The organism is Micromonospora rhizosphaerae, from assembly GCF_900091465.1.
GTDB lineage: Bacteria > Actinomycetota > Actinomycetes > Mycobacteriales > Micromonosporaceae > Micromonospora > Micromonospora rhizosphaerae.
Map to the genome: position 1 here is coordinate 4,597,282 of NZ_FMHV01000002.1, position 20,935 is coordinate 4,618,216.

Annotated in this window: 23 protein-coding genes and 3 pseudogenes; 17 read left to right on the forward strand and 9 right to left on the reverse strand. The window is 66.8% G+C overall.

The genetic code is table 11. The features are described 5' to 3' along the window. The first annotated feature begins 64 nt into the window (after positions 1-64). The 4 genes from GA0070624_RS21530 to GA0070624_RS21545 all read left to right on the forward strand — a co-directional run bounded on the left by GA0070624_RS21530 (position 65) and on the right by GA0070624_RS21545 (position 4,928). A complete protein-coding gene (locus GA0070624_RS21530) occupies positions 65-421 on the forward strand; it encodes a VOC family protein (protein ID WP_091343851.1) in 357 nt (118 codons plus the stop codon). After that, positions 418-870, forward strand: a complete 453-nt coding sequence (locus GA0070624_RS21535; protein ID WP_091343852.1) for a pyridoxamine 5'-phosphate oxidase family protein — start codon at positions 418-420, stop codon at positions 868-870. The genes GA0070624_RS21530 and GA0070624_RS21535 overlap by 4 nt, the downstream gene beginning before the upstream one ends. Positions 871-1,022: 152 nt before the next feature. After that, complete coding sequence (locus tag GA0070624_RS21540) at positions 1,023-3,410, forward strand: ATP-binding cassette domain-containing protein (protein ID WP_091343854.1); 2,388 nt, start codon at positions 1,023-1,025, stop codon at positions 3,408-3,410. A gap of 306 nt (positions 3,411-3,716) precedes the next feature. After that, entirely contained in the window at positions 3,717-4,928 is a 1,212-nt protein-coding gene (locus GA0070624_RS21545) for a HEAT repeat domain-containing protein (protein WP_176731811.1), read from the forward strand. Here GA0070624_RS21545 and GA0070624_RS36645 read toward each other — a convergent pair. Both GA0070624_RS36645 and nhaA read right to left on the reverse strand, forming a co-directional pair. After that, on the reverse strand, positions 4,907-5,218 hold the full coding sequence (locus tag GA0070624_RS36645; protein WP_342672753.1) for an adenylyltransferase/cytidyltransferase family protein: 312 nt from the start codon (positions 5,216-5,218) through the stop codon (positions 4,907-4,909). The two genes, GA0070624_RS21545 and GA0070624_RS36645, sit on opposite strands and share 22 nt — an antisense overlap. Positions 5,219-5,392: 174 nt before the next feature. Next, on the reverse strand, positions 5,393-7,270 hold the full coding sequence (gene nhaA / locus GA0070624_RS21555; RefSeq protein ID WP_091349241.1) for a Na+/H+ antiporter NhaA: 1,878 nt from the start codon (positions 7,268-7,270) through the stop codon (positions 5,393-5,395). Positions 7,271-7,368: 98 nt separating this feature from the next. On the opposite strand from nhaA, the gene GA0070624_RS21560 reads away from it, so the two are divergent. Together GA0070624_RS21560 and GA0070624_RS21565 are read left to right on the forward strand one after the other, a co-directional pair. Further along, positions 7,369-7,815: a radical SAM family protein gene (locus GA0070624_RS21560; protein ID WP_091343860.1), complete on the forward strand. Its 447-nt coding sequence runs from the start codon at positions 7,369-7,371 to the stop codon at positions 7,813-7,815. An 87-nt stretch (positions 7,816-7,902) separates the two neighbouring features. Then, entirely contained in the window at positions 7,903-8,142 is a 240-nt protein-coding gene (locus GA0070624_RS21565; RefSeq protein WP_091343862.1) for a hypothetical protein, read from the forward strand. A gap of 2 nt (positions 8,143-8,144) precedes the next feature. Here GA0070624_RS21565 and GA0070624_RS21570 read toward each other — a convergent pair whose 3' ends face one another. After that, the gene (locus GA0070624_RS21570) at positions 8,145-8,573 is read right to left on the reverse strand and encodes an OsmC family protein (protein ID WP_091343864.1); all 429 of its coding nucleotides are present in this window, start codon (positions 8,571-8,573) and stop codon (positions 8,145-8,147) included. Between the two features lie 395 nt (positions 8,574-8,968). Between GA0070624_RS21570 and GA0070624_RS21575 the strand changes: the two genes are divergently transcribed. From GA0070624_RS21575 to GA0070624_RS21590, 4 genes are all read left to right on the forward strand, one after another. Continuing rightward, positions 8,969-9,106, forward strand: coding sequence for an Ada metal-binding domain-containing protein (locus GA0070624_RS21575; protein WP_091343866.1), 138 nt, complete (start codon positions 8,969-8,971; stop codon positions 9,104-9,106). A gap of 37 nt (positions 9,107-9,143) precedes the next feature. Further along, complete coding sequence (locus GA0070624_RS21580; RefSeq protein ID WP_091343868.1) at positions 9,144-10,061, forward strand: NADP-dependent oxidoreductase; 918 nt, start codon at positions 9,144-9,146, stop codon at positions 10,059-10,061. A 157-nt stretch (positions 10,062-10,218) separates the two neighbouring features. After that, the gene (locus GA0070624_RS21585; RefSeq protein ID WP_091343870.1) at positions 10,219-10,680 is read left to right on the forward strand and encodes a GNAT family N-acetyltransferase; all 462 of its coding nucleotides are present in this window, start codon (positions 10,219-10,221) and stop codon (positions 10,678-10,680) included. Between the two features lie 35 nt (positions 10,681-10,715). Further along, positions 10,716-11,189 (forward strand): GNAT family N-acetyltransferase, encoded by a 474-nt coding sequence (locus GA0070624_RS21590; RefSeq protein WP_091343872.1) that lies wholly within the window; start codon positions 10,716-10,718, stop codon positions 11,187-11,189. 11 nt (positions 11,190-11,200) lie between these two features. Here GA0070624_RS21590 and GA0070624_RS36470 read toward each other — a convergent pair whose 3' ends face one another. After that, positions 11,201-11,332, reverse strand: coding sequence for a hypothetical protein (locus tag GA0070624_RS36470; protein WP_281180997.1), 132 nt, complete (start codon positions 11,330-11,332; stop codon positions 11,201-11,203). Between the two features lie 91 nt (positions 11,333-11,423). Between GA0070624_RS36470 and GA0070624_RS21595 the strand changes: the two genes are divergently transcribed. The 3 genes from GA0070624_RS21595 to GA0070624_RS21605 all read left to right on the forward strand — a co-directional run bounded on the left by GA0070624_RS21595 (position 11,424) and on the right by GA0070624_RS21605 (position 14,580). After that, positions 11,424-12,368: an NADP-dependent oxidoreductase gene (locus tag GA0070624_RS21595; RefSeq protein WP_091343874.1), complete on the forward strand. Its 945-nt coding sequence runs from the start codon at positions 11,424-11,426 to the stop codon at positions 12,366-12,368. A gap of 96 nt (positions 12,369-12,464) precedes the next feature. After that, a complete protein-coding gene (locus GA0070624_RS21600; RefSeq protein ID WP_245718921.1) occupies positions 12,465-13,802 on the forward strand; it encodes an MFS transporter in 1,338 nt (445 codons plus the stop codon). Positions 13,803-14,211: 409 nt separating this feature from the next. After that, complete coding sequence (locus tag GA0070624_RS21605) at positions 14,212-14,580, forward strand: GNAT family N-acetyltransferase (RefSeq protein ID WP_091343878.1); 369 nt, start codon at positions 14,212-14,214, stop codon at positions 14,578-14,580. A gap of 73 nt (positions 14,581-14,653) precedes the next feature. On the opposite strand, the pseudogene GA0070624_RS21610 reads toward GA0070624_RS21605, so the two are convergent. From GA0070624_RS21610 to GA0070624_RS21620, 3 genes and pseudogenes are all read right to left on the reverse strand, one after another. After that, a pseudogene (locus tag GA0070624_RS21610) lies at positions 14,654-15,016 on the reverse strand (transposase); the annotation flags it as partial. 54 nt (positions 15,017-15,070) lie between these two features. After that, a pseudogene (locus GA0070624_RS21615) lies at positions 15,071-15,614 on the reverse strand (transposase family protein); the annotation flags it as partial. A 127-nt stretch (positions 15,615-15,741) separates the two neighbouring features. Next, positions 15,742-16,398 (reverse strand): TetR/AcrR family transcriptional regulator, encoded by a 657-nt coding sequence (locus GA0070624_RS21620; protein ID WP_091343880.1) that lies wholly within the window; start codon positions 16,396-16,398, stop codon positions 15,742-15,744. 357 nt (positions 16,399-16,755) lie between these two features. Between GA0070624_RS21620 and GA0070624_RS36930 the strand changes: the two are divergent. After that, positions 16,756-17,112, forward strand: a pseudogene (locus tag GA0070624_RS36930) (low temperature requirement protein A); the annotation flags it as partial. 124 nt (positions 17,113-17,236) lie between these two features. Further along, positions 17,237-17,572 carry a low temperature requirement protein A gene (locus tag GA0070624_RS36480; RefSeq protein ID WP_091343883.1) on the forward strand — a complete coding sequence of 112 codons (336 nt, stop codon included), beginning with the start codon at positions 17,237-17,239 and terminating at the stop codon, positions 17,570-17,572. A gap of 378 nt (positions 17,573-17,950) precedes the next feature. On the opposite strand, the gene msrA is transcribed toward GA0070624_RS36480, so the two are convergent. Together msrA and msrB are read right to left on the reverse strand one after the other, a co-directional pair. After that, on the reverse strand, positions 17,951-18,457 hold the full coding sequence (gene msrA, locus GA0070624_RS21635; RefSeq protein WP_091343884.1) for a peptide-methionine (S)-S-oxide reductase MsrA: 507 nt from the start codon (positions 18,455-18,457) through the stop codon (positions 17,951-17,953). Positions 18,458-18,466: 9 nt separating this feature from the next. After that, on the reverse strand, positions 18,467-18,946 hold the full coding sequence (msrB, locus tag GA0070624_RS21640) for a peptide-methionine (R)-S-oxide reductase MsrB (protein WP_091343886.1): 480 nt from the start codon (positions 18,944-18,946) through the stop codon (positions 18,467-18,469). A 409-nt stretch (positions 18,947-19,355) separates the two neighbouring features. Between msrB and GA0070624_RS21645 the strand changes: the two genes are divergently transcribed. After that, complete coding sequence (locus GA0070624_RS21645) at positions 19,356-19,721, forward strand: SDR family NAD(P)-dependent oxidoreductase (RefSeq protein WP_091343888.1); 366 nt, start codon at positions 19,356-19,358, stop codon at positions 19,719-19,721. Positions 19,722-20,102: 381 nt separating this feature from the next. Beyond that, positions 20,103-20,930 carry an alkylmercury lyase family protein gene (locus GA0070624_RS21655; RefSeq protein ID WP_141715122.1) on the forward strand — a complete coding sequence of 276 codons (828 nt, stop codon included), beginning with the start codon at positions 20,103-20,105 and terminating at the stop codon, positions 20,928-20,930. Positions 20,931-20,935 lie beyond the last annotated feature (5 nt).

A 20,935-nucleotide genomic window follows, 5' to 3' on the forward strand; every position in this document is an offset into this window, starting at 1 on the left:
CCGACCCGCTCCCACTCAGCCCGGATCCACCGGTTCGGCGTGACCCACGACTTCAGGAGTGAGCATGAGCGACTCTTCCACCCAGGGAATCAAGACTGTGCTGCATCCCGTGTCCGACCTGGCGACGGCAAAGGCTGTGTACACCGCCCTGCTCGGCGTACCGCCGCAGACCGACGCGTCCTACTACGTCGGCTTCGAGGCCGCGGGCCAGCACATCGGGCTGGTGCCGGGTGGTGGGCCGCAGGGCATGACCTCACCGGTGACCTACTGGCACGTGCCGGACATCGAGGCGAAGCTGACCGAGGTGACCGCCGCGGGTGCCACCGTGAAGGAGCCTGCGCACGACGTCGGTGGCGGCCGCCTGATGGCCACGGTCACCGACCCCGATGGCAACGTCCTCGGGCTGCTTCAGGACCGATGAGTGCCGACCCTCGCTCCCGCGCTCAGCGTCGTCGCGACACCGAGCATCGGCTCACCCACGACATCGACGTCTGGGTAGCCAGTGCCTCGGCGGACGGTGCGCCGTACCTGGTGCCGCTGTCCTTCGACTGGGACGGCGAGGCGCTGCTGATGGCCACACCGACGGACAGCCCGACCGGCAGGAACCTGGCCGCAACCCGGGCCGTTCGACTGGGGCTGGGCCACACCCGCGACGTGACCATGATCGAGGGCGAAGTCGAGGTCCTCGAGATCGACGCGCTGCCGCAGGAGCGGGGTGACCGGTTCGTCGCGCACACCGGCTTCGACCCACGTGCGCTCGCCACGCCGTACCGCTGGTTCCGCATCTCCCCGCGCCGCATCCAGGCTTGGCGCGAGGTGAACGAGCTGCCCGACCGCGAGCTGATGCGCGACGGCCGCTGGTTGGTCTGACGCCGCCGACCGCCGATCAGGTAGACAGGGGACCGGTGCCGCGACCGCGCCGGCGAAGGAGAACCAGACGTACTGCTCGAAGCTGGTCAGATCGAGCCAGGCGACGCCGACGGAGACCGCGAAGGCGACCCCGCCTAACAGATGGAGACACGATGAGCATGGCCACGAGGACGGACACACAGTCGCCTGCGCTGCACGTTGCCGACAGCCACGATCTGATCCGCGTGCACGGCGCGCGGGAGAACAACCTCAAGGACGTCAGCATCGAGATCCCGAAGCGCCGGCTGACGGTGTTCACCGGCGTCTCCGGCTCGGGCAAGAGCTCGCTCGTGTTCAACACGATCGCCGCAGAGTCGCAGCGGCTGATCAACGAGACCTACAGCACCTTCGTGCAGGGCTTCATGCCGACGCTGGCGCGGCCCGAGGTCGACGTACTCGAAGGGCTGACGACCGCGATCATCGTCGACCAGGAGCGGATGGGCGCCAACCCCCGCTCCACGGTCGGCACCGCCACCGACGCGCACGCGATGTTGCGCATCCTGTTCAGCCGGCTCGGTCAGCCGCACATCGGCTCGCCCCAGGCCTTCTCCTTCAACGTGGCCTCGATCAGCGGTGCAGGGGCGGTCACGAAGGCAGACGGCACCAAGGAGCGGCGCTCCTTCAGCATCACCGGCGGCATGTGCCCGCGCTGCGAGGGCATGGGCCGGGTCTCCGACATCGACCTGACCCAGCTGTACGACGACAGCAAGTCACTCAACGAGGGCGCGCTCACCATCCCCGGCTACAGCATGGACGGCTGGTACGGCCGGATCTTCACCGGCTGCGGCTTCTTCGACCCGGACAAGCCGATCCGGAAGTTCACCAAGAAGGAGCTCCACGACCTGCTCTACAAGGAGCCGACCAAGATCAAGGTCGAGGGCATCAACCTCACCTACGAGGGGCTGATCCCGAGGATCCAGAAGTCGATGCTGTCCAAGGACAAGGAGGCGCTGCAGCCGCACATCCGGGCGTTCGTGGACCGCGCGGTCACCTTCACGACCTGCCCCGAGTGCGACGGCACCCGGCTCAGCGAGGCAGCCCGGTCGTCGAAGATCAAGGGGATCAACATCGCCGACGCCTGTGCGATGCAGATCAGCGACCTGGCCGGCTGGATCCGCGACGTCGACGAGCCGTCGGTCGCTCCGCTACTCGGCGCCCTGCGGCACACCCTCGACTCGTTCGTGGAGATCGGGCTCGGCTACCTGTCGCTGGACCGGTCCTCGGGGACGCTGTCCGGCGGCGAGGCGCAGCGCACCAAGATGATCCGGCACCTCGGGTCGTCGCTGACCGACGTGACCTACGTGTTCGACGAGCCGACCATCGGGCTGCACCCGCACGACATCCAGCGGATGAACGACCTGCTGCTGCGACTGCGTGACAAGGGCAACACCGTGCTGGTCGTCGAGCACAAGCCCGAGTCGATCGCGATCGCCGACCACGTCGTCGACCTCGGCCCCGGCGCCGGCACTGCCGGTGGCGAGGTGGTGTTCGAGGGCACCGTCGACGGGCTGCGGGGGAGCGGCACGTTGACCGGGCGGCACCTGGACGACCGCGCCTCCCTGAAGCCGTCGGTGCGGACGCCGTCGGGGGTGCTGGAGGTGCGCGGCGCCAACACCCACAACCTGCGGGACGTCGACGTCGACATCCCGCTCGGCGTGCTGGTCGTCGTCACCGGGGTGGCGGGCTCGGGCAAGAGCTCCCTGATCCACGGCTCGGTGTCCGGAAGGGACGGAGTGGTGTCGGTCGACCAGGCAGCGATCAAGGGCTCGCGGCGCAGCAACCCGGCCACGTACACCGGGCTGCTCGACCCGATCCGCAAGGCGTTCGCGAAGGCCAACGGCGTGAAGCCGGCGCTGTTCAGCGCCAACTCCGAGGGCGCCTGCCCGAACTGCAACGGCGCCGGCGTGATCTACACCGACCTGGCGATGATGGCCGGGGTGGCCACCGTCTGCGAGGAGTGCGAGGGGCGGCGCTTCCAGGCGTCGGTGCTGGAGTACACGTTCGGTGGGCGCGACATCGCCGAGGTGCTGGCGATGTCGGTGGCCGAGGCGGAGGAGTTCTTCGGCGCGGGCGAGGCGCGGACGCCGGCCGCCCACAAGATCCTGCAGCGGATGGCCGACGTGGGGCTGGGTTATGTCAGCCTCGGCCAGCCGCTCACCACGCTGTCCGGCGGCGAGCGGCAGCGGCTCAAGCTGGCCACCCACATGGACGAGAAGGGCGGCGTCTACGTCCTCGACGAGCCGACCACCGGGCTCCACCTGGCCGATGTCGAGCAGCTGCTCGGCCTGCTCGACCGGCTCGTCGACAGCGGCAAGTCGGTCATCGTCATCGAGCACCACCAGGCGGTGATGGCGCACGCCGACTGGATCATCGACCTCGGCCCCGGCGCAGGCCACGACGGCGGCCGGGTCGTCTTCGAGGGCGCACCCGCCGACCTCGTCGCCGCCCGCTCCACCCTCACCGGCGAGCACCTCGCGGCCTACGTCGGCAGAAGCGATTGAGGCGAGAGTGCCACTCCTCATTCATCCTGAGCCATCCAAGCTGTTCTGACCTGCGGTGGCTCAAGATAATGAGAAGCGCCCGGCCATGGCCGGGCGCTTCTCGTTATCTTGAGCCAACTTCCGACTGGCAGGCGGGTGGGTTGACGGCGACCTGCATTACTAGATCGGCACGATCCTGGACTGCGAGGCGACCAGGGGCATCTGATCCGCTAGGGAGATGGCCGAGCGACCGGCGCGGCCGGCTGGCGGCGGTCGAAACCACGAGGGGTACCCCATGGTGGGCTCACCTCGTGGAGAATGCGGCGGGTGCGACTTGATCTGGACAGCGTCGACTGGGCGTCGTTGACGCACGCGTACGGAAGTGCCGAGGACGTGCCTGGCCTCATTCGTGATCTGCGGTCATCCGACGCCGAGGTCCGTGGCGCGGCAATGTACGAGCTGTACGGCAACATTTACCACCAGGGCACCCGCTACGAGGCCAGCGCATACGCGGTTCCGTTCCTGCTGGAGCTGCTGGCCGACCCCGCCACGCCCGCCCGGCACGAAGTCATTCAGCTGCTCTCCTGCCTCGCTGTCGGTTACACGCCTTACGACATACCCGCCAGCGGCTTCCCCATCGCCGAAATCCGCAACGACGTGGCCCAAGTCCCCGAGGAGACCTGGCGCCGCTGGTCGCAAGCGATGAAGGATTGGTGCGAGGTCGTTAGAACAGGGCAGAGGCAGCCGCTTCCGCTCACTAAGCCCGAGCGGCGCCTGTTCGAGACCCGGCACGCGCTCGCCGCGTACGATGCCGTCCGGGCCGGCGTCCCGCTGCTGTTGACATGCCTGGCTGACCCAGACGCCGAGGTGGTCGGGGAGGCGATCCATGCCTTGGCCTGGTTTTCGGAGGAGATGACGTCGATCCGCCCCCGCCTGCTCGAAATCGCCTCCGACGACCAGCGCCCGGCGCAGATAGTGGGAGCGGCGCTGATCGCGTTAGGACTGGTCGGCGGTGCGTTGACGCAGCCTGTAGCGGACCTGCTCGACAGGAACCTTGCAGGTACAGATCCCGACTTGAGATGGGCGGCTGCTGTGGCGTGGGCGCAGCTGGCCGGTGAAGAGGTGCCGGACTCGGCAATAGCCGAGCTACGCGGACGGGCGGCCATTCGCCAACAGGACACCGGGCAGACAATCTGGTTTGCGAGCCCCAGCTACGTGGCACTCGAAGTGCTCGACGCCTTCGCCGCACCGGTGGCCGGGGAGGTACGGTCGGACCTCGTTGCGGCGGTGCTCGCCGAGCAACCCACGTCGAACTGGCACAACCATTTCAACGTGGTGCTGGGGTGCGCGTTTCCGCAGATGGAATCGGATCACGGCCGCGGCTTCGAGGAACTGACGGCGGCACAGCGGGCGGTGGTCGCCTGGCTCATCGATAACCCGCATGTGTTCGGCTCTTCGGGGCCTCAAGGCCCGCTCCGCCAACACGGCCTGCCGACGACTCACGAGGCGCTACGCGCTTACGCCGGCCTGGATGGGTAGCAAATACAGTGGATTGGCTGGACAGCGGATTGCAGGATGGTCTTGGTGCGCTTCACCCCTCGCCTCGTGACGTCCTTCCGCGTGCTGGCGAACTCCCCTCGGAGCCTCAGCCAGGCGTCCAGGTCCGCGGCCGTGGCGGCCGCTCGCTCCTCTTCGTCGGTGCCCGGATGCTTGATGCTGTTGACCGCGACGAGCACGACCACTTCGTCGAAGGGGTCGCGTGCCCGGTTCACCACATTCAAATGCCCGGGAGTGAAGGGATCAAAGCTGCCGGGGTAGACGGCTCGCACGCGTAGCGTCGGCCCCGGCCACCGTCGATCGGCTACGCCGCGCCGGCGCTTCTGCACAAGCCTCGATGAGGTCTCGAATCCTCTTGACGCTCCCATCGCTTCGCGTCAAGGCAAGAGTTCGCGCGGCAGGATCTGACGGCCGACCAGCGTGCTGTCGAGTCAACGGGAACGCGCTCATTTACGGGTCGCTGGTGCCTCGCGGCCGAGGCGGGCCCGGGCTCGGGCGATACGAATGGCGGCGGTCAAGGTCGTGATGTCGTAGGCGCCGTAGTGGCGGCGGCCGTTGATGAAGAACGTCGGGGTGCCGGACACTCCGCTGTTGTCGGCCGAGTCGATGTCGCTTTCGATGCGGCCGGAGTGTGCCTGGCTTATCAGATCGTCGTAGAAGCGTTTCTGATCCAGACCGAGGACGCCGGCGTATTTGACGAGATCAGTGATGTTCAGCTTGTCCTGGTGGTCGAGCAGCAGGTCGTGCATCTGCCAGAACTTGCCCTGATCGGCCGCTGCTTCGGCGGCCTCGGCTGCTAGCCGGGCTTGCGGGTGTACGTCTGACAGAGGCAGGTGACGCCATACGAAACGCAGGTCGGCGTGGCCCAGCAACTGCCGGACGACTGGCTCGGCCTTCCCGCAGTACGGGCACTGGAAGTCGCCGTACTGCACCAGCGTTACCGACGCACCGGCTGGGCCGCGGACGTGGTCCTGCTTCTCGTCGACGTCTGGGATGAGGTCGATCAGCTCCGTCATGTCGCCGAAGAGCGCCCGGGTGCGCTTGTCCTTGGGCAGCATGTTGGTGAGGCGGAACGCGGTCCAGGTCAGCGCTGAGGATACGATCGCGGCGCTGAGCACCCCGACTTTGGCCTCGGCCAGTTGGTCGCCGGTGAAGGCCAGGCTGGCGATCAGCAGCGACACCGTGAAGCTGACACCGGCGATCGTGCCGCTGCCGAGCACGCCCGCCCAGCCCACGGCCGGACGGATTCGGCCGTGTGAGATCCAGGTGAGCCCGGCCGAGGTGCCGACCACGGCGAGCGGCTTGCCGACGACATACCCGAGCAGCACGCCCCAGGTGACAGGCGACGCGAACGCCTGGGCCAGGAACGGACCGTCGATGCTGATGCCAGCGTTGGCCAGGCCGAACAGCGGCACGATGACGTAGCTGGACCAAGGGTGGTAGATGCGCTGAAGGCGGTCGTTGGGCGATAGCGTATTCGCGAGGCCGATCGAAGCCGTACGCGCGAGCTTGGGCGTCGGCTGCTCACGGAACGACCGGAACAGCCCGCTGACCTGCTCGAGCTCAGCTCGGCCGGGAGAGTAGGCGAACGCGGTCAACCCGATGGCCAGTCCGGCCACCACCGGGTCGACTCCGCTGACCAGCAGCGCGCCCCACATCACGATGGCGACCGGCACGTACGCCGAGCCACGTCGGACGCCGGCTGCGCCGATGGCCAGCATGACCGCGAACGCCGCTACGGCCACCACGATGGGTTTAATCTTGATGTCGTCGCTGTAGACCAGGGCGATGACGATGAGTGCGATCAAGTCGTCGACCACGAACACGGTGAGCAGGAAGATCCGCACCCGGTCGGGCACGCCCCGGCCGAGCAGTGCCAGCAGGCCCAACGCGAGGGCGGTGTCGGTCGACATAGCCACGCCCCAGCCATGCGCGCCCGGCCCGCCGTGGTTGATCACCAGGAAGATCAGCGCCGGGATCAGCATGCCGATCACGCCGGCCACGCTGGGCAGCACGAAACGTCGCCGGTCGCGTAGGTCGCCGAGGTCGAACTCGCGCCGCGCCTCAAGGCCGACGACCAGGAAGAACAACGTCATCAAGCCGCTGTTGATCCAGGTGTGCAGGTCGCGGGAGAGCTCGAGGTGCCCGAGGCGCAGGGACAGTTGGGTGCGCCAGACGGCTTCGTAGGAGCCGAGGTCGATGTTGGCCCAGAGCAGTGCGGCGACGATGGCGGCCACGAGCACGCCGGCGCTGCCGGACTCAGTTCGCAGAAAGGCTCGCAGCGGTGCCGCTAGATTCCGCCTCCAGATCGTCCGGCCGCTCATCTTGGTTTCGGTCACACGTCACCTTCCGACGCGCTGGTCGGGCCAGCAGGGATAGCTATTGTCTGGTCCGACCGACTTACGAGCACCTCGGTCTCAACATGGTCGCCGAGTTCGACAGCCAGCTCGTCAAGGTCACCATCGCCGAGGTTCTGCGACGCGAACTTGCTACCGAACGAGTCCGGCCCGAATGGGCCGCATTCGGTACCAGCACCGATCCTTACCAGCGCGCCGAGGGTCGCTACCCGCTGCTGCCACCGATCATCGACGCGTTGGCCGGCGCCCGCATCTCATTCTCGATCCGCACCAAGGAATCCGTGATCCGCCGCAACCTGGATCAGCTCGCTGTCGCAACTCAGCGTGCCAACGTCGAGCTCCTCATGTCCATCGCCTTCCTCGACGAGGCACTTCAACGCTTGCTCGTCGAACCCGGCGCACCGTCCACCGTGGCCCGGCTGATCACACTGTGCGCCATGCGCGACGCCGGCCTCGCCCACACCGTTCCTCGCGCCGATCCCGCCCGAACTGGCCGATCCCGCCCGAACTGACAGACAGCACCGAGCGAGATCGACGAGTTGATCGACACTCTGGCCGACGCAGGGGTAGGCAACATTCTCCCGACATGACTGTATCTGATGCGCGGCGTCGAAGACCTGTTCCTCGCCTGGCTGCGCCGCCAGGATCCCGAACTGCTCTCCACGTCCGCCGACCCCTACCCGCACGGCTCGCGCACGCCCCGTCATTACCGCGACCTCGTCCGGGCCCGGATGAACCAGGCGTTGCAGCGCCACCGGCTGCCGATCACTGTCGCAGCCTGGGCGGAACGACCACCGCTTGTTGCTCCGGCCGTGATCGCCGGGCAGCAAGCGGCCTGATTTCAGCGCGGCCCGACGAACTCGGTCCGCACGCTCCATGCGAACTGAATCAGCAGCGTCACCGGGGACTTCCCGGCAATGTCATGCATCACCTTCAAGTCGTCGGGGTCAGGTTCTTCGCTCAGCGTGATAGTGCGCTGCAGGTAACGCTCTGCGCCTTCCTGCTCGGGTTCGTGGTAGTCGATCTCGACGGTGATGTCACCGGCGGTGTCGTACTTATAGTCGACATACTGCCGCAGCGTCTGAGCAGTGCACGACGCGAGCGCCATCAACAGGTACTCCGTCGGCGTCGGGCCTTCGCCGCGTGCGCCGTTGTGCGGTTCATCGGCGACGAACGTGAAGCCGCGGGTGATCATGTCCGTGCGCCGGCGCTCAGTGGCCGGAAGGACAGCTCGGGCGGATGCGACGACACGATCATGATCGGTTTCCATCAGCCGCGCCTTCCTGTAGATCCTGGTAGTGACGGTCCAGGTACGCGGATCCAGCAGCAGCCGAGCCGCAGTCTGAGCGGGGGGCTGTGGCCGGGCGTATCACCCGGTGACCGAGTACCTCCGCAGGCTAGCCTTCGCGGACCGAATAGTCCAGTTGATCGCTCGTTGCCAGAACCGCTCGGCCCTCGTGAACCATCACCTCGGTGTTTTAAGCTGCACTGATAGGCGGTTAGGACCAAGACGTCCCCAGCTGAACTCGCTCAACGCCAAACCCCGAGTTGGACTCATCAGTCCGTTAAGGCTAGGATTTGCCGTCGTTCACGCATCAGGGCGGCGATCGTCGTCGCCTCCCGCAACTCGGGCGGACTCAGATCCGGACAACGTGAGAAACATCGATGCTCAGTGATCCGCAGTCGCAGTACGAGGCGATCCAACGACGCGAGGAACGACTCGATGGCAGCTTTCTCACCGCGGTGAAGACGACCGGCACCTACTGTCGGCCATCGTGTCGCGCCAAGACCCCGGGGAAGTGAAGTGCCGTGTCTGCGACTGATACAGAGAGGCGTCCAAATGAAAGCGATTGTTGTGACGGATGAGGCCGCAGGAACTGCCGGGATGAGGCTGGCGGAGCGACCGGAGCCGCAGGCGACGGGGAACGACGTCCTCGTTGAGGTACATGCGTCGGGATTCACCCCGGGCGAGCTGACGTGGCCCGGGACCTGGACCGATCGCCTCGGGCGGGACCGCACGCCGTCGATCCCCGGCCATGAGGTGGCTGGCGTGGTCAGCGCGCTCGGCTATGGCACGAGGGGTCTGTCGGTGGGACAGCGGGTGTTCGGCCTCGCGGACTGGAGTCGCGACGGCACCCTGGCCGAGTACGTGGCCATCGAGGCGCGCAACCTTGCGCCGCTGCCGGGCGATGTCGACTTCACGGTAGGGGCGAGCCTGCCGATCTCGGGCCTGACCGCATGGCAGGGACTGTTCGTGCACGGCCGTTTCCAGGCGGGGCAGAGCGTCCTCGTACATGGTGCGGCCGGTGGAGTCGGCTCGATGGCGACCCAGCTCGCCAAAGAGGCCGGCGCCTACGTCATCGGCACTGGACGTGCCGCCGACCGCCAGACCGTGCTCGACTTCGGCGCGCAGGAGTTCGTCGACCTCGGCAACGACGCCCTGGAAGACGTCGCCGGCGTCGATCTGGTTTTCGACGTGATCGGTGGCGACATCCAGAAGCGTTCTGCGGGCCTGGTCCGAGCCGGAGGAATGCTGGTGACCATTGCCGGCCCGCCCGAAGCACAGCCGGCGGACGGCCTGACGGTTGATTTCGTTGTCGAGGCCGATCGCGCGCAACTGGGTGAGGTCGTCCAGCGGATCAGGGATGGTCGGCTGCGGACGAACATCGGCAACGTCGCGACCCTCGACGACGCCGTCGCCGCCTTCAACCCGACCGAGCGGATCAAGGGAAAGACGATCATCCGCGTTCGCTCGTAAGGACTCGGCACACCCAAGCACGAGAACGACCCCCGCAGGAGCGAGAAGTACGTCGATGGCTGGGCCTTCACCTCCCGTCGACGACATGCGGCTGGGCGAGTACGACTACCGCCACGACCGGGAGTGATCTGATGACCATCAACGAGGGCGCAACCCCATGACCGACCCAACCGAGCCGACCCGCCACGCCTTCGAGTACCCCGACGAGGCCGGATACCCCGACGAGAAAGGCACCCTCAGCCAGGACCAGGCCGTCCTCATCGACGAGGTAATCGACGATCCCCACGCCCCCGCGTTCGACTTCCAAGTCGTCAACGACGAGAAACTCGGCATCTACGACGCCATCGTCGGGGACCGAGAGGTGGCCGGGCTGACCTACAACGTCGCCGGAGACGACCGACTCGTGCTGCTGGCCACCTCGGTGTTCCCCGAGTTCCGCAAACAGGGCATCGCCACCGAGCTGATCCGACGCGTCCTGGACGACGTGCGCGTGCAAGGCAAGCGGGTCACCATCATGTGCCCGATCGTGCGCACCTTCATCGAGCACAACCCCGAGTACGCCGACCTCATCGACCCCGAGCACCCGGGAGTAACCCAGGGTCACACCCATTTGTCCTAAACCCATCTATTAGCTCCGCGACAGAAAGTGTGACAATGACGGTCAATCTCGAGGCCGAGGCGGCCACCCGGGAAGAGAACAACGCGGCGCTCATCGCTGCTCTGAACGAGGCAAGTCTCAGCGAGGTGGAATCCAGCTGGGAGCTCGATGTCATCAACGACGCGGAGCGCGGCCGCTGGATCGCCGCCCTCGGCGCCGAAGCGATCGCCGAGCTTTCGTACCGGTTCGTGGGCGGCCGTGTCGTGCTGCTAACGACCTGGGTCGACCCCGCCTACCGACGCAATCGGGTGGCCACGGAGCTCGTCGCTCGCGTGCTGGACGAGATCCGCGAGAGCGGGAAGAAGATTACCGTCATCTGCCCGGTCGTGGGTGAGTTCATTGCCCGCAACCCGGAATACCTCGATCTCATCGACAAGGTTCATCCCGGTGCCGGCGCCTACCCCCAGCACGAACCCGCGGGGGCCCAGGACAACGAGCAGCTCACCGCGTTCGAGCACGACATGACGTAGCCGTCCGGCGTTCAGACATGGTTCGAGCCGTCCAGCGGGTCCGGGATCGTCGGCTGCGGACGGACATCGGCAACGTCGCGGCCCTCGACGATGTCGTCGCCCGCCTTCAGCCCGACCGAAAGGGCTAAGGGCAAGAAGATCATCCGGGTTCGTCTGTAAGGACGCGGAGACAACGGAGACCCCGTTACGTCATAACGGGGGTAGACGAGGACTGTTACTGAGAGAGGTAGTCAGATGAAAGCGATCGTGGTGACGGACCGGGCCGCGGGAACGGCGGGGATGACGCTGGTGGAGCGGCCCGCGCCGGACGCGGCGAGGCTCGCCAGTCTTGAGGGCGCGAACTACGGCGATGTCGTCGTTGAAGTTCATGCGTCGGGATTCACCGGGAATGAGCTGGAGTGGCCCTCGACCTGGATCGATCGCCTCGGCCGTGACCGGACGCCGTCGATCCCCGGCCACGAGGTGGCCGGTGTGGTCACCGCCCTCAGCTATGGCACGACCGGCCTGTCGGTGGGACAGCGGGTGTTCGGCCTTACGGACTGGACTCGCGACGGCACCCTCGCGGAGTATGTCGTCGTCGAGGCACGCAACCTCGCACCGCTGCCGGGCGACGTCGAGTTCACGGTGGGCGCTGGCGTCGCGATGGCGGGCCTGACCGCGTGGCAGGGGCTGTTCGATCACGGCCACCTCCTGGAGGGGCAGAGCGTCCTGGTGCACGGCGCGGCCGGCGCCGTCGGTTCGATGGCGACGCAGCTCGCCCGTCAGGCCGGCGCCTACGTCATCGGCACCGGACGTGCCAGCGGCCGGCAGACCGCAGTCGACTTCGGCGCGCACGAGTTCGTCGACCTCGACAACGACACCCTGGAAGACGTCGGCGGAGTCGATCTGGTCTTCGATGTCATCGGCGGCGACATCCAGAAGCGGTCCGCGGGTCTGGTTCGAGCCGGAGGAACGCTGGTGACCGTCACCGGGCCGCCCGAGGCGCGGCCCGCTGACGGCCCGGCGATCGACTTCGTTGTCGTGTCCGACCGCGCCCAGCTGGGTGAGATCGCCCGGCGGGTCCGGGACGGACGCGTGCGGACGAACATCGGCACCGTCGCCGCCCTCGACGACGCCGTCGCCGCCCTCAACCCGACCGAGCGGACCAAGGGGAAGACAATCATCCGCGTTCGTCCATAAAGGACTTGGGGGCAGCAACCGGGCCCTCGTGGATCAGCGTCAGCTACGTGGTCAGGGTCGGACGACTCGTAGGGAACACCTCAGCGGACTGGTCAAGTGTCTGGTGCGCACCCACCCGACGCCTCCAGAACTCCGGGGCGGTTCAGAACAAGAGAAAGACACATATCGATGCAAAACCTGGCACCAGCGATCAACCAGGCTCGCCGGGGGAGAACGCTTCGGCTGGCATTCTTATCCGCGGTGGTCTCCCTGGTGGCCTCGTTTGCCGCGTCGGCCGCGCCGATCCCCCTGTTCAACATCTACCGGGCCGAGGACGGGTTCACCAACGCCGGCATCTCGATGGCCGTCGTCGCCAACTCCGTCGGCACTATCGCCGCACTGTTGGTGCTGGGGCGACTGTCCAATCATCTGGGCCGACGGCTCACCGCGATCGCCAGCCTCGGCCTGCTCCTGCTGGGCTGCCTGCTGCTGCTGAACGTGCACGACATCGGCACCCTGCTGGCCGGTCGACTACTGATGGGCGTCGGTACCGGGTTGGCCAGCAGCAGCCTCACCTCCTACATCGTCGACACCGCACCCACCAGGCCGGAATGGTTGGCCTCCGTCGCCTCCAGCCAGGGACCCATGCTCGGCCTCACCCTCGGCGCCATCGCCTCCGGCGCCCTGGTCCAGTTCGGCCCCTGGCCACGCGACCTCATCTACCTGGTTTGCGCCGGTCTCCTCGTACTATCTGCCGCACTCATCGTGATCAGCCCGGAAACCGCAGAGCCGACGCCGGGCGCTTGGCGATCACTGCTACCCCGGGTCCGCGTACCGGCCCGGGTCAGGCATCTGCTCCCTGTCGCGGCAGCGGTGTTCCTGGCCACCTGGGCGACCGGGGCTTTCTACCAGGCCTTCATGCCCGCGCTGGTCGAAGATCAGCTCCACACCCACAGCCCGCTCATCCTCGGACTGGTGTTCGCCGCCTACATGGCCCCCAGCGTTCTCGGCGCTCCCCTCGGCGGCCGGTTCACATCCGCGGCGGCCCAACGCATCGGCATGATCATCTTCCTGACCGGATGGATCGGCATCATCACAGCGATCGCCATCGGCACACTGGCGTTGTTCATTGCCGCAACCATCGTCGCCGGCTCCGGTCAAGGTATCGCCATCAGCGTCGCCACCCGCGGCCTGCTGCACGACAGCACCCTGGCCGACCGGGCACCGATCTTCAGCGCGATCTACCTCCTCTGCTACAGCGGCGCCGCCTTCCCCAGCCTCATCTCCGGGGAACTCTCGAACACCTTCTCGCTACCGCAGATCGCCCTCGGATACGGCGGACTTGCCATCGTCGCCACCCTGTTCACTGTCCTCGCTGCACGCAACCCGTACACCGGCACGACCAGGAACAGCCAACATGGTGAGTTAATCAAAGTGATCGATAGGAACACCTGATGACCAACTGGACAACCGACGAGCTCGACTGGATCGGAAGCTCGCGATGCCGCGATGCCGTTGGTCTTCGTCCACGTAAGAGTGCGTGAGCGAGACCCGCCCGCCGGTAGTCTCGTAAGCCAGGTTACCGACGACCCGGCCATCGATCAGCGCCTCGTAGAGGCGGGTGGTCTCGTCCTTGCGCACCTCAACGGTCGCCGGTGATCGCTCCATGTTCTCTTCTCGCCTCGTTCGTCTTCGGTCGGTGGCTTCGAGCAGTTCTTGCCAAGCCCACGGACGGACCACCTAGTCCAAGGTGCGGCACTCGAGCGGTGCATGGCGGGCAGTCCAATGCCATACTTGGACTTCAAGGTCCGAAACGGGGCCTGTCTGATCGCGCGGCGTAACTACACGTTGGAAGGGTGAGCCGATGAGCAGTGAAGGACAGCCACTGGTAGCCGAGGAGCTGATCGACAGCCTCGATCATGGCCGCTTTGAGCTCTACCGCGACAGCGAGCTAGTCGGCTGGCTCTACTACACCCACCTGAAGCCCAACCGGTACGCCCTCCGGCACACCGAAGTCGAGTCGAGTCATCAACACCAGGGCGTGGCGGGCGCGATGGTGCGGCGAGTACTCGACGAGATCCGCGCCCGCGAGGGCACGATCACCGCAATCTGCCCCTTTGTGGTCGACTACCTCTCGCGAACGACCACCTATGTCGATCTGATCGACGCCCGACACCCCGGCTACTCCGATCATGCTGCTGCCGAGTCGGCGCGGGCGACGGCCGGTGGCTGAGACTACCGGGCCGAGCGCCGGAGACCCCTCGGACGAGCCCTATCGCGGCCTCACGACGTTGTCGCGCGGTGGCCTAGTGCGGTGCGTCGGAAATCCGCCTGCAATATCGCGCGAGGGAGTCGAGGATTTCCTCGGCGGTCTTGGCCCATACGAACGGCTTCGGGTTGTGGTTCCAGTCCTTGATCCAGGCGCGGATGTCGGCCTCCAGTGCCTGGATCGACTTGTGTACTCCTCGGCGGATGACCTGGTCGGTGAGGTATCCGAACCACCGCTCGACCTGGTTGATCCAGGACGAGCCAGTCGGGGTGAAGTGCAGGTGGAAACGCGGATGCTTGGCGAGCCACGCCTTGATGGCGGGGGTCTTGTGGGTGCCGTAGTTGTCGCAGATCAGGTGCACGTCCAGGCCGGCTGGCACGGCCTTGTCGATCGTGGTCAGTGTGGTCGTCGTCCGGCCTGGCGGGCCCGGTCAAGCCAGGTCAACGCAGGCCACTCCCTGCCATTGGTAGCCCTTGTCCGCGAAGGTCATCACGTCGGCGCTGGTCAGCGAGTCGATGATGCCGTGAGCGCGGGCGGCGCTGAGGTCGTGGGCGGCGCCGGGCAGCGCGGTCGATGCTCAGATCAGCCGGCCGGCTGCGTCGGCGATGACTTGCACGTTCACGCCGTGCCGCTTGTGTTTGCCGGAGTAGTAGGGCTTCTGGTCGGCGAACCGGTCGATCGGGATCAGCGTGCCGTCGAGGATCGCGTACGCCAGCCTTTGGATGCCATGGCGGCGGCCAGGTCGTCAGCGGCTGCGGCGAGTAGAGCGACAGCTTCGCGGACGTAGCGCCAGGCGGTAGCGACGCCGATGCTGAACCCGGCTGCGAGGCGGGCGTAGGTGTCGCCGTTGCGCAGATGGGCGAGGGTGAGTAGGGCTTGCCGGCCGGGTTCAGGCGCCGCCACCGGGATCGACGCTGCTGGCGGTGGTTACGGAGGCATTCGGCGAGGTGATTCAGGGTTCGGCTGGACAGCGGGATCGTGGCGGGGTGAGACAGCACGGCGAGGCTCCTGGTCGGGGCATCGGATCTTGGTTCGACTGCTGTCTTACCTGGAGCCTCGCCGTCATCGATCTCCGGGCTGCTCGCACCCGCCGTGACCAGCCTGATCACGATGAAAGGGGCTCAATTAACGGGTCGGCTCGCCGGACGGCTCCAAGAGGAACGATTTGATGTGTTCCAGCGCCATGTCCAGAGCAACTTCCATGGGTGCGACGTTGTGCGCGGCGTTCGCCAGCAAGTAGCCGCCTTGCAAAGCTGCCATCAACCCCGTGGCCAACTTCTCCGGGTCGGCGTCCTGGCGCAGTGCACCGCTGTCCCGCATCCGGTGCAGACCGTCACTGATCAGCTTTCCCCATGCCGCAAACGTCTCCGACAGCATCGATCGAGCCTGCTCATCTTGATCAGACAGCTCGACAGCCATCGACCCGAGGCCGCACCCGTATTTGCCGTTGTTCAGCGAGTTGGCCTGGACCAGCGCGTTACGCCACCGGACCAGCCCTGAGAACGATCTCAGTCGTTCGAGCCCTCCGCGCTCGCGCTGAAGCACAAGCGCGCCTCGATATTTGACCAACGCGCGCACGAGGTCCTGCTTGTCGGCGAAGTGGTGGTAAAGCTGAGACTTGCTCGTCTGGCTTGCCTCGCGGACGTCGTCAAGGGTCGTCGCGTTCACTCCGCGCACGAACATCAGCCGGTTCGCCGCCTCGAGGATCCGCTCTCGCGTCGCGATGCCCCGTTGACTGATCCTCCGCTGCTTCGACGGCGCAGCCACCTGCTCGTCGCTCATCGGTCAAGTGTATCCAGCGGCTCGTCAGATAATCCATGGATGATGGGACCTTGGAGTCCATCCGGCGTTATGTCGCATTCGCGTGATGGTGAAGGACGAACGCATGCGCCGCCAGCTTGATTGAACGGGTGCTATGTCCGCAAGATCATCGATGGGGCGAGGCTTTTCCTGGACCACTTGGTCCTTGCTGTGGCAAGCCGCTGAGGAGTTGCTCGGCGATGCGTCGTGAGCGGCGCGCCGGAGGTCAGCGTGTGTCAACGCTCGTTGACATGCGTCTGCACGTCACACGCATCACCCGCAGCTGATCCTGGCTGCGGCCATGAAACAACAAGAGGGAAACGGGTGGCGCGCCCGGCCGTGATCTCGCTGGGTCTGCGGTCGCACCGGTTGCGCCGGTTGTACTGGCGGGTAACGGCGTGGTTATGCCTGGCCGGGGTGTTTTGGGTAGTCGGCGGGGTGGCCGTCGGCGCCGCCCAGCTGGTGTGGTGGGCGGTTGCGGCGGTGGTGGATCTGGGATCGGCGAGGTTGGGCTGGCCGCTGCCCGGGCTGGGTCGGCATCGGAATGCCATCTGGCAGGTCGCCGGGCACTACCTGGCGAACCGGAACCAACAGCTGTTGATGATCGCCCTCGGTGAGAGCATCCTCGCCGTCGGGATCAGCTATAGCACCCACCCGCACGGCCTCCACGAGACTGCTGGCCTGGTGATCGCTTTCGCCACCACGACGCTGCTGTGGCGGGTGTACTTCCAAAAGGCCGGTGAGCTGCTGCCCAAGGCCCTCGACGCGGCAGGCGATCCCGCCGGGGGGGGGGTCGCCTGCCGCGTTCGCGCATGCGGTGATGGTGCTGGGCATCGTCACCACCGCAATCGGCCACGAGATCGTGCAGCACAGCCACACCCAGGTGACACACCCATCGTGGCTGGCGACAATCCTGGGCGGGCCGGCACTGTTCCTCGTCGGCCGGGCCCGCCTGGAGCATCTGGTGTTCGCCCGGGTCTCGCGGCGCAGGATCGTCGGCATCGCCCTGCTGGCCGCGGCGTCCCCGCTGATGGGGCGGGTGTCGCCGCTGGCCACCGCGACCACCGCCGCCGCCGCAGTGCTGCTGCTCATCGCCGTGCTGGACTGGCGCAGCGCCGCGGGCAAGCCACCGCAGGTCCCGTCGCCGCCCGGCTGACCGCCGCCCAAGCAAGAGCGGGGCATCGACGGCGGATGGAAGGTTTGCCGCGTCGATGCCCCGCCACTTTGTGGAGCCCACCTACGTTGCTAGTAGCGCCGTACGGCTGCCCACCCATTAATCTCGACCGCAATGACGCGAGCAGCGCGCCCCGGAGTTTCGGACCAGAAGGTGGCTGTACAGCCATTCGCACAGCCAAGCCAGCCGACGGGCATGGTCCGAGGGCGGCGTCAGGCTACGCAACGAGCAGGTCAGCGGCAGTGACCGACGACGGCCGACAGCAGTCTTGATCTATGCCCCATCCGGCTGACTCCTCGTCCAGGCCGACCACCTCGGCCCGGGCCGGCGCGCGGACCCGGGGTCCGCGCGCCGGAGGTGTCAGGCCGTCGCCCGCTTCGGGAGCTTCCACCCGGGGCGGGGGAAGTGGCAGGTGTAGCCGTTGGGGTAGGTCTGCAGGTAGTTCTGGTGCTCGGGCTCAGCCTCCCAGAAGTCGCCTGCCGGGGTGACCTCGGTGACGACCTTACCGGGCCACAGGCCCGAGGCGTCGACGTCGGCGATCGTGTCCTCGGCGACCCGCTTCTGCTCGTCGCTGGTGTAGAAGATCGCCGAGCGGTAGCTGGTGCCGATGTCGTTGCCCTGGCGGTTCTTCGTCGAGGGGTCGTGGATCTGGAAGAAGAACTCGAGCAGCGCGCGGAAGTCGGTCTTCTCGGTGTCGTAGACGACCTCGATGGACTCCGCGTGGGTGCCGTGGTTGCGGTAGGTGGCGTTCGGGACGTCGCCGCCGCTGTAGCCGACGCGCGTGGACACGACGCCGGGCTGGCGGCGGAACAGCTCCTCCATGCCCCAGAAGCAGCCGCCGGCGAGGATCGCCTTTTCGGTGGTCACGTCGTCTCCTTACTTGTCGTCGGTGTCAGTGTTGGTGTCACTCGTGAACAGGGTGCGGTATTCGCCGTACCCTGCGTTGTCCAGGTCGTCGAGGTGGATGAACCGCAACGACGCGGAGTTGATGCAGTAGCGCAGTCCACCCTTGTCGGGGGGACCGTCGTTGAAGACATGGCCGAGGTGGCTGTCCCCGTGCAGCGAGCGGGCCTCAGTCCGGATCATCCCGTGGCTGGAGTCTTCGCGCTCGACGACGTTCGTCTTGGCGATCGGCTTCGTGAAGCTCGGCCAGCCGGAGTTGCTGTCGTACTTGTCGACCGATGCGAACAGCGGCTCGCCGGACACGACGTCGACGTAGATGCCGGGCTCGTGGTTGTCCCAGTAGGCGTTGGCGAACGGGCGCTCGGTGCCGTCCTGCTGGGTCACGCGGTACTGCTCCGGGTCGAGCCGCGAAACGGCTTCCCGGTTCTTGTGATACTGGGTCTGCTGGGGCACAGCTCTCCCTACCCGGCCTTTCGCCGAGAAGCTGGGGAACCAGGTGAAACGCACCTGAACGCGCAAATATACAGACACCCTACGGGCCGGTTGTATTCCCGCAACCCCCTACCTTCCGTGGACCATCGAGTCCGGAAAAGATGTCCGGAAGTGGCCGGCTGGGTGCCGTCGTTACGGTGGGTGCTCTGGGGTAAGTTGCCGCCACAGTAGCATCCGCTTGACCCCAGGAGTGGACTTGACCGACCAGTTCTACTACGGCTAGGTTCGGGGCGTCCGACCGGGTGCGTCCGCTAAGCGACGAACTGTTCGACTTGCCCACCGGCGCCGAGTTCTACGGACGTCGCGCCACTCCCGGGGAACCGGGTGCTGCCGACACAAATCGCGACTCGGTGGGGGAGGAACAACTGTCATGAGTGAGAGTTTCGAGGGCCGTAAGGTCGTGGTCGTCGGCGGCAGCAGCGGCATGGGCCTCGCCACGGCCCACCAAGTCGTCGCCGCGGGCGGCACCGCCGTGATCACGGGCCGAGACCAGGACAAGGTCGGGGCCGCGGTCGAAGCCTTGTCGCAGAACGGAAAGGCATGGGGCATCACAGCCGAGCTGACCGACCGCGACCAGGTGCCCGAGGTCCGAAAGCAACTCGTCGCCGAGCACGCCGACGCGACCCTGCTCGTCAACGCCGCAGATTTCTTCATCCCGAAGGCGTTCAGCGAGTACGACGAAGCCTTCCCTGGCGATCGACTTCGTCGTCGTGCCCGATCGCGTCCAACTGGGTGAGATCGTCCGGCGGGTGCGGGACGGACGACTGCGGACAATCATCGGCAACGTCTCGACCCTCGACGACGCCGTCGCCGCCTTCAACCGACCGAGCGGATCAAGGGGAAGACGATCATGCGCGTTCGTCCGTAAGGACGCGGGGACAGCGAGCGGTCCTGCCCTCCTTGTGGATCAGCGTCAACCGCGTGGCCAGGTCGAGCGACTCGTACCGGAAGACGTCATCGGACTGGTCCGCTGCCAGGGTGGGCACCCGGCGTAACCAGCTCCCGGCAGCCCGGAGGACATCACGAACGCGGTGTCGTTCCTGCTGTCGGACGAGTCGAGCTGGATGACCGGCGCCATCGCCGACGTCGACATCATGGCCGGCCGCTGCCGCATGCGGTGGTCACCGAGGTCGTGGGGGACTATCCGTCGCCGTCGATCCTGGTCAACGGCGTGGACGTGATGGGCGGCAGCGGGGACGGGTCGGCGGCGTGCCGCCTGGATCTCCCCACCGAGGAGCGCATCCGCGCTGCCCTGCGCCAGGCGATGGGCGCCGAGACCGCTACCGCCGCGACGGAACCGAGCCCGGCGGACTGCTGCACCCCGCCGGGCGACGCTATCCGGACCGACCGGCCCCGCCGCGCCGAGCAACTGCCCGACAGGCTGCGGCAGGTGCACCGGGCGATCCTGCGTCACTTCGCCGCCACCGGCACCGCCCCCAGCGACGCCGACATCCGCGCTGCCGTCAACGGGGCGGACACAGCGAACGCGCTGCGGGAACTCGCTCGGGAAGATCTTGTCGCCGTCGACAGCGCCGGGCGTCTGGTCGCGGCCTACCCGTTCTCGCCAACGCCAACGCCGCACGTGGTGTCCCTCGGCGACGTCGAGGTGTTCGCGATGTGCGCCATCGACGCGTTGGGCATGCCGTTCATGCTCGGCACCGACGCGGTGATCACCTCCGCCGACCCGCACACCGGCCAACCGGTCCGCGTGACCATCACCAACGGTGCCGCCACGTACGAGCCGGCGGAAATGGTGATCGTGTACGCGGCCACCGGAGCGACCGGCCGCTCCGTCGACACCTGCTGCTCGACCATCAACTTCTTCGCTGACGCCTCCACCGCCCAGGCGTGGATCACCGCCCGTCCCGGCCTGGCCGCCACCGTCCTCGACCAGGACCAGGCCATCACGCTGGGCCGCGACATCTTCGAACCGCTGCTCGCCTGAGGTCG

Bases quoted from the DNA above. Each gene is read 5' to 3' on its own strand.
- GA0070624_RS21530 (WP_091343851.1), top strand. From the start codon at position 65: ATGAGCGACTCTTCCACCCAGGGAATCAAGACTGTGCTGCATCCCGTG.
- GA0070624_RS21535 (WP_091343852.1), top strand. From the start codon at position 418: ATGAGTGCCGACCCTCGCTCCCGCGCTCAGCGTCGTCGCGACACCGAG.
- GA0070624_RS21540 (WP_091343854.1), top strand. From the start codon at position 1,023: ATGAGCATGGCCACGAGGACGGACACACAGTCGCCTGCGCTGCACGTT.
- nhaA (WP_091349241.1), bottom strand. From the start codon at position 7,270: ATGAGCGGCCGGACGATCTGGAGGCGGAATCTAGCGGCACCGCTGCGA.
- GA0070624_RS21560 (WP_091343860.1), top strand. From the start codon at position 7,369: ATGGTCGCCGAGTTCGACAGCCAGCTCGTCAAGGTCACCATCGCCGAG.
- GA0070624_RS21565 (WP_091343862.1), top strand. From the start codon at position 7,903: ATGCGCGGCGTCGAAGACCTGTTCCTCGCCTGGCTGCGCCGCCAGGAT.
- GA0070624_RS21570 (WP_091343864.1), bottom strand. From the start codon at position 8,573: ATGGAAACCGATCATGATCGTGTCGTCGCATCCGCCCGAGCTGTCCTT.
- GA0070624_RS21575 (WP_091343866.1), top strand. From the start codon at position 8,969: ATGCTCAGTGATCCGCAGTCGCAGTACGAGGCGATCCAACGACGCGAG.
- GA0070624_RS21580 (WP_091343868.1), top strand. From the start codon at position 9,144: ATGAAAGCGATTGTTGTGACGGATGAGGCCGCAGGAACTGCCGGGATG.
- GA0070624_RS21585 (WP_091343870.1), top strand. From the start codon at position 10,219: ATGACCGACCCAACCGAGCCGACCCGCCACGCCTTCGAGTACCCCGAC.
- GA0070624_RS21590 (WP_091343872.1), top strand. From the start codon at position 10,716: ATGACGGTCAATCTCGAGGCCGAGGCGGCCACCCGGGAAGAGAACAAC.
- GA0070624_RS36470 (WP_281180997.1), bottom strand. From the start codon at position 11,332: ATGATCTTCTTGCCCTTAGCCCTTTCGGTCGGGCTGAAGGCGGGCGAC.
- GA0070624_RS21595 (WP_091343874.1), top strand. From the start codon at position 11,424: ATGAAAGCGATCGTGGTGACGGACCGGGCCGCGGGAACGGCGGGGATG.
- GA0070624_RS21605 (WP_091343878.1), top strand. From the start codon at position 14,212: ATGAGCAGTGAAGGACAGCCACTGGTAGCCGAGGAGCTGATCGACAGC.
- GA0070624_RS21620 (WP_091343880.1), bottom strand. From the start codon at position 16,398: ATGAGCGACGAGCAGGTGGCTGCGCCGTCGAAGCAGCGGAGGATCAGT.
- GA0070624_RS36480 (WP_091343883.1), top strand. From the start codon at position 17,237: ATGGTGCTGGGCATCGTCACCACCGCAATCGGCCACGAGATCGTGCAG.
- GA0070624_RS21645 (WP_091343888.1), top strand. From the start codon at position 19,356: ATGAGTGAGAGTTTCGAGGGCCGTAAGGTCGTGGTCGTCGGCGGCAGC.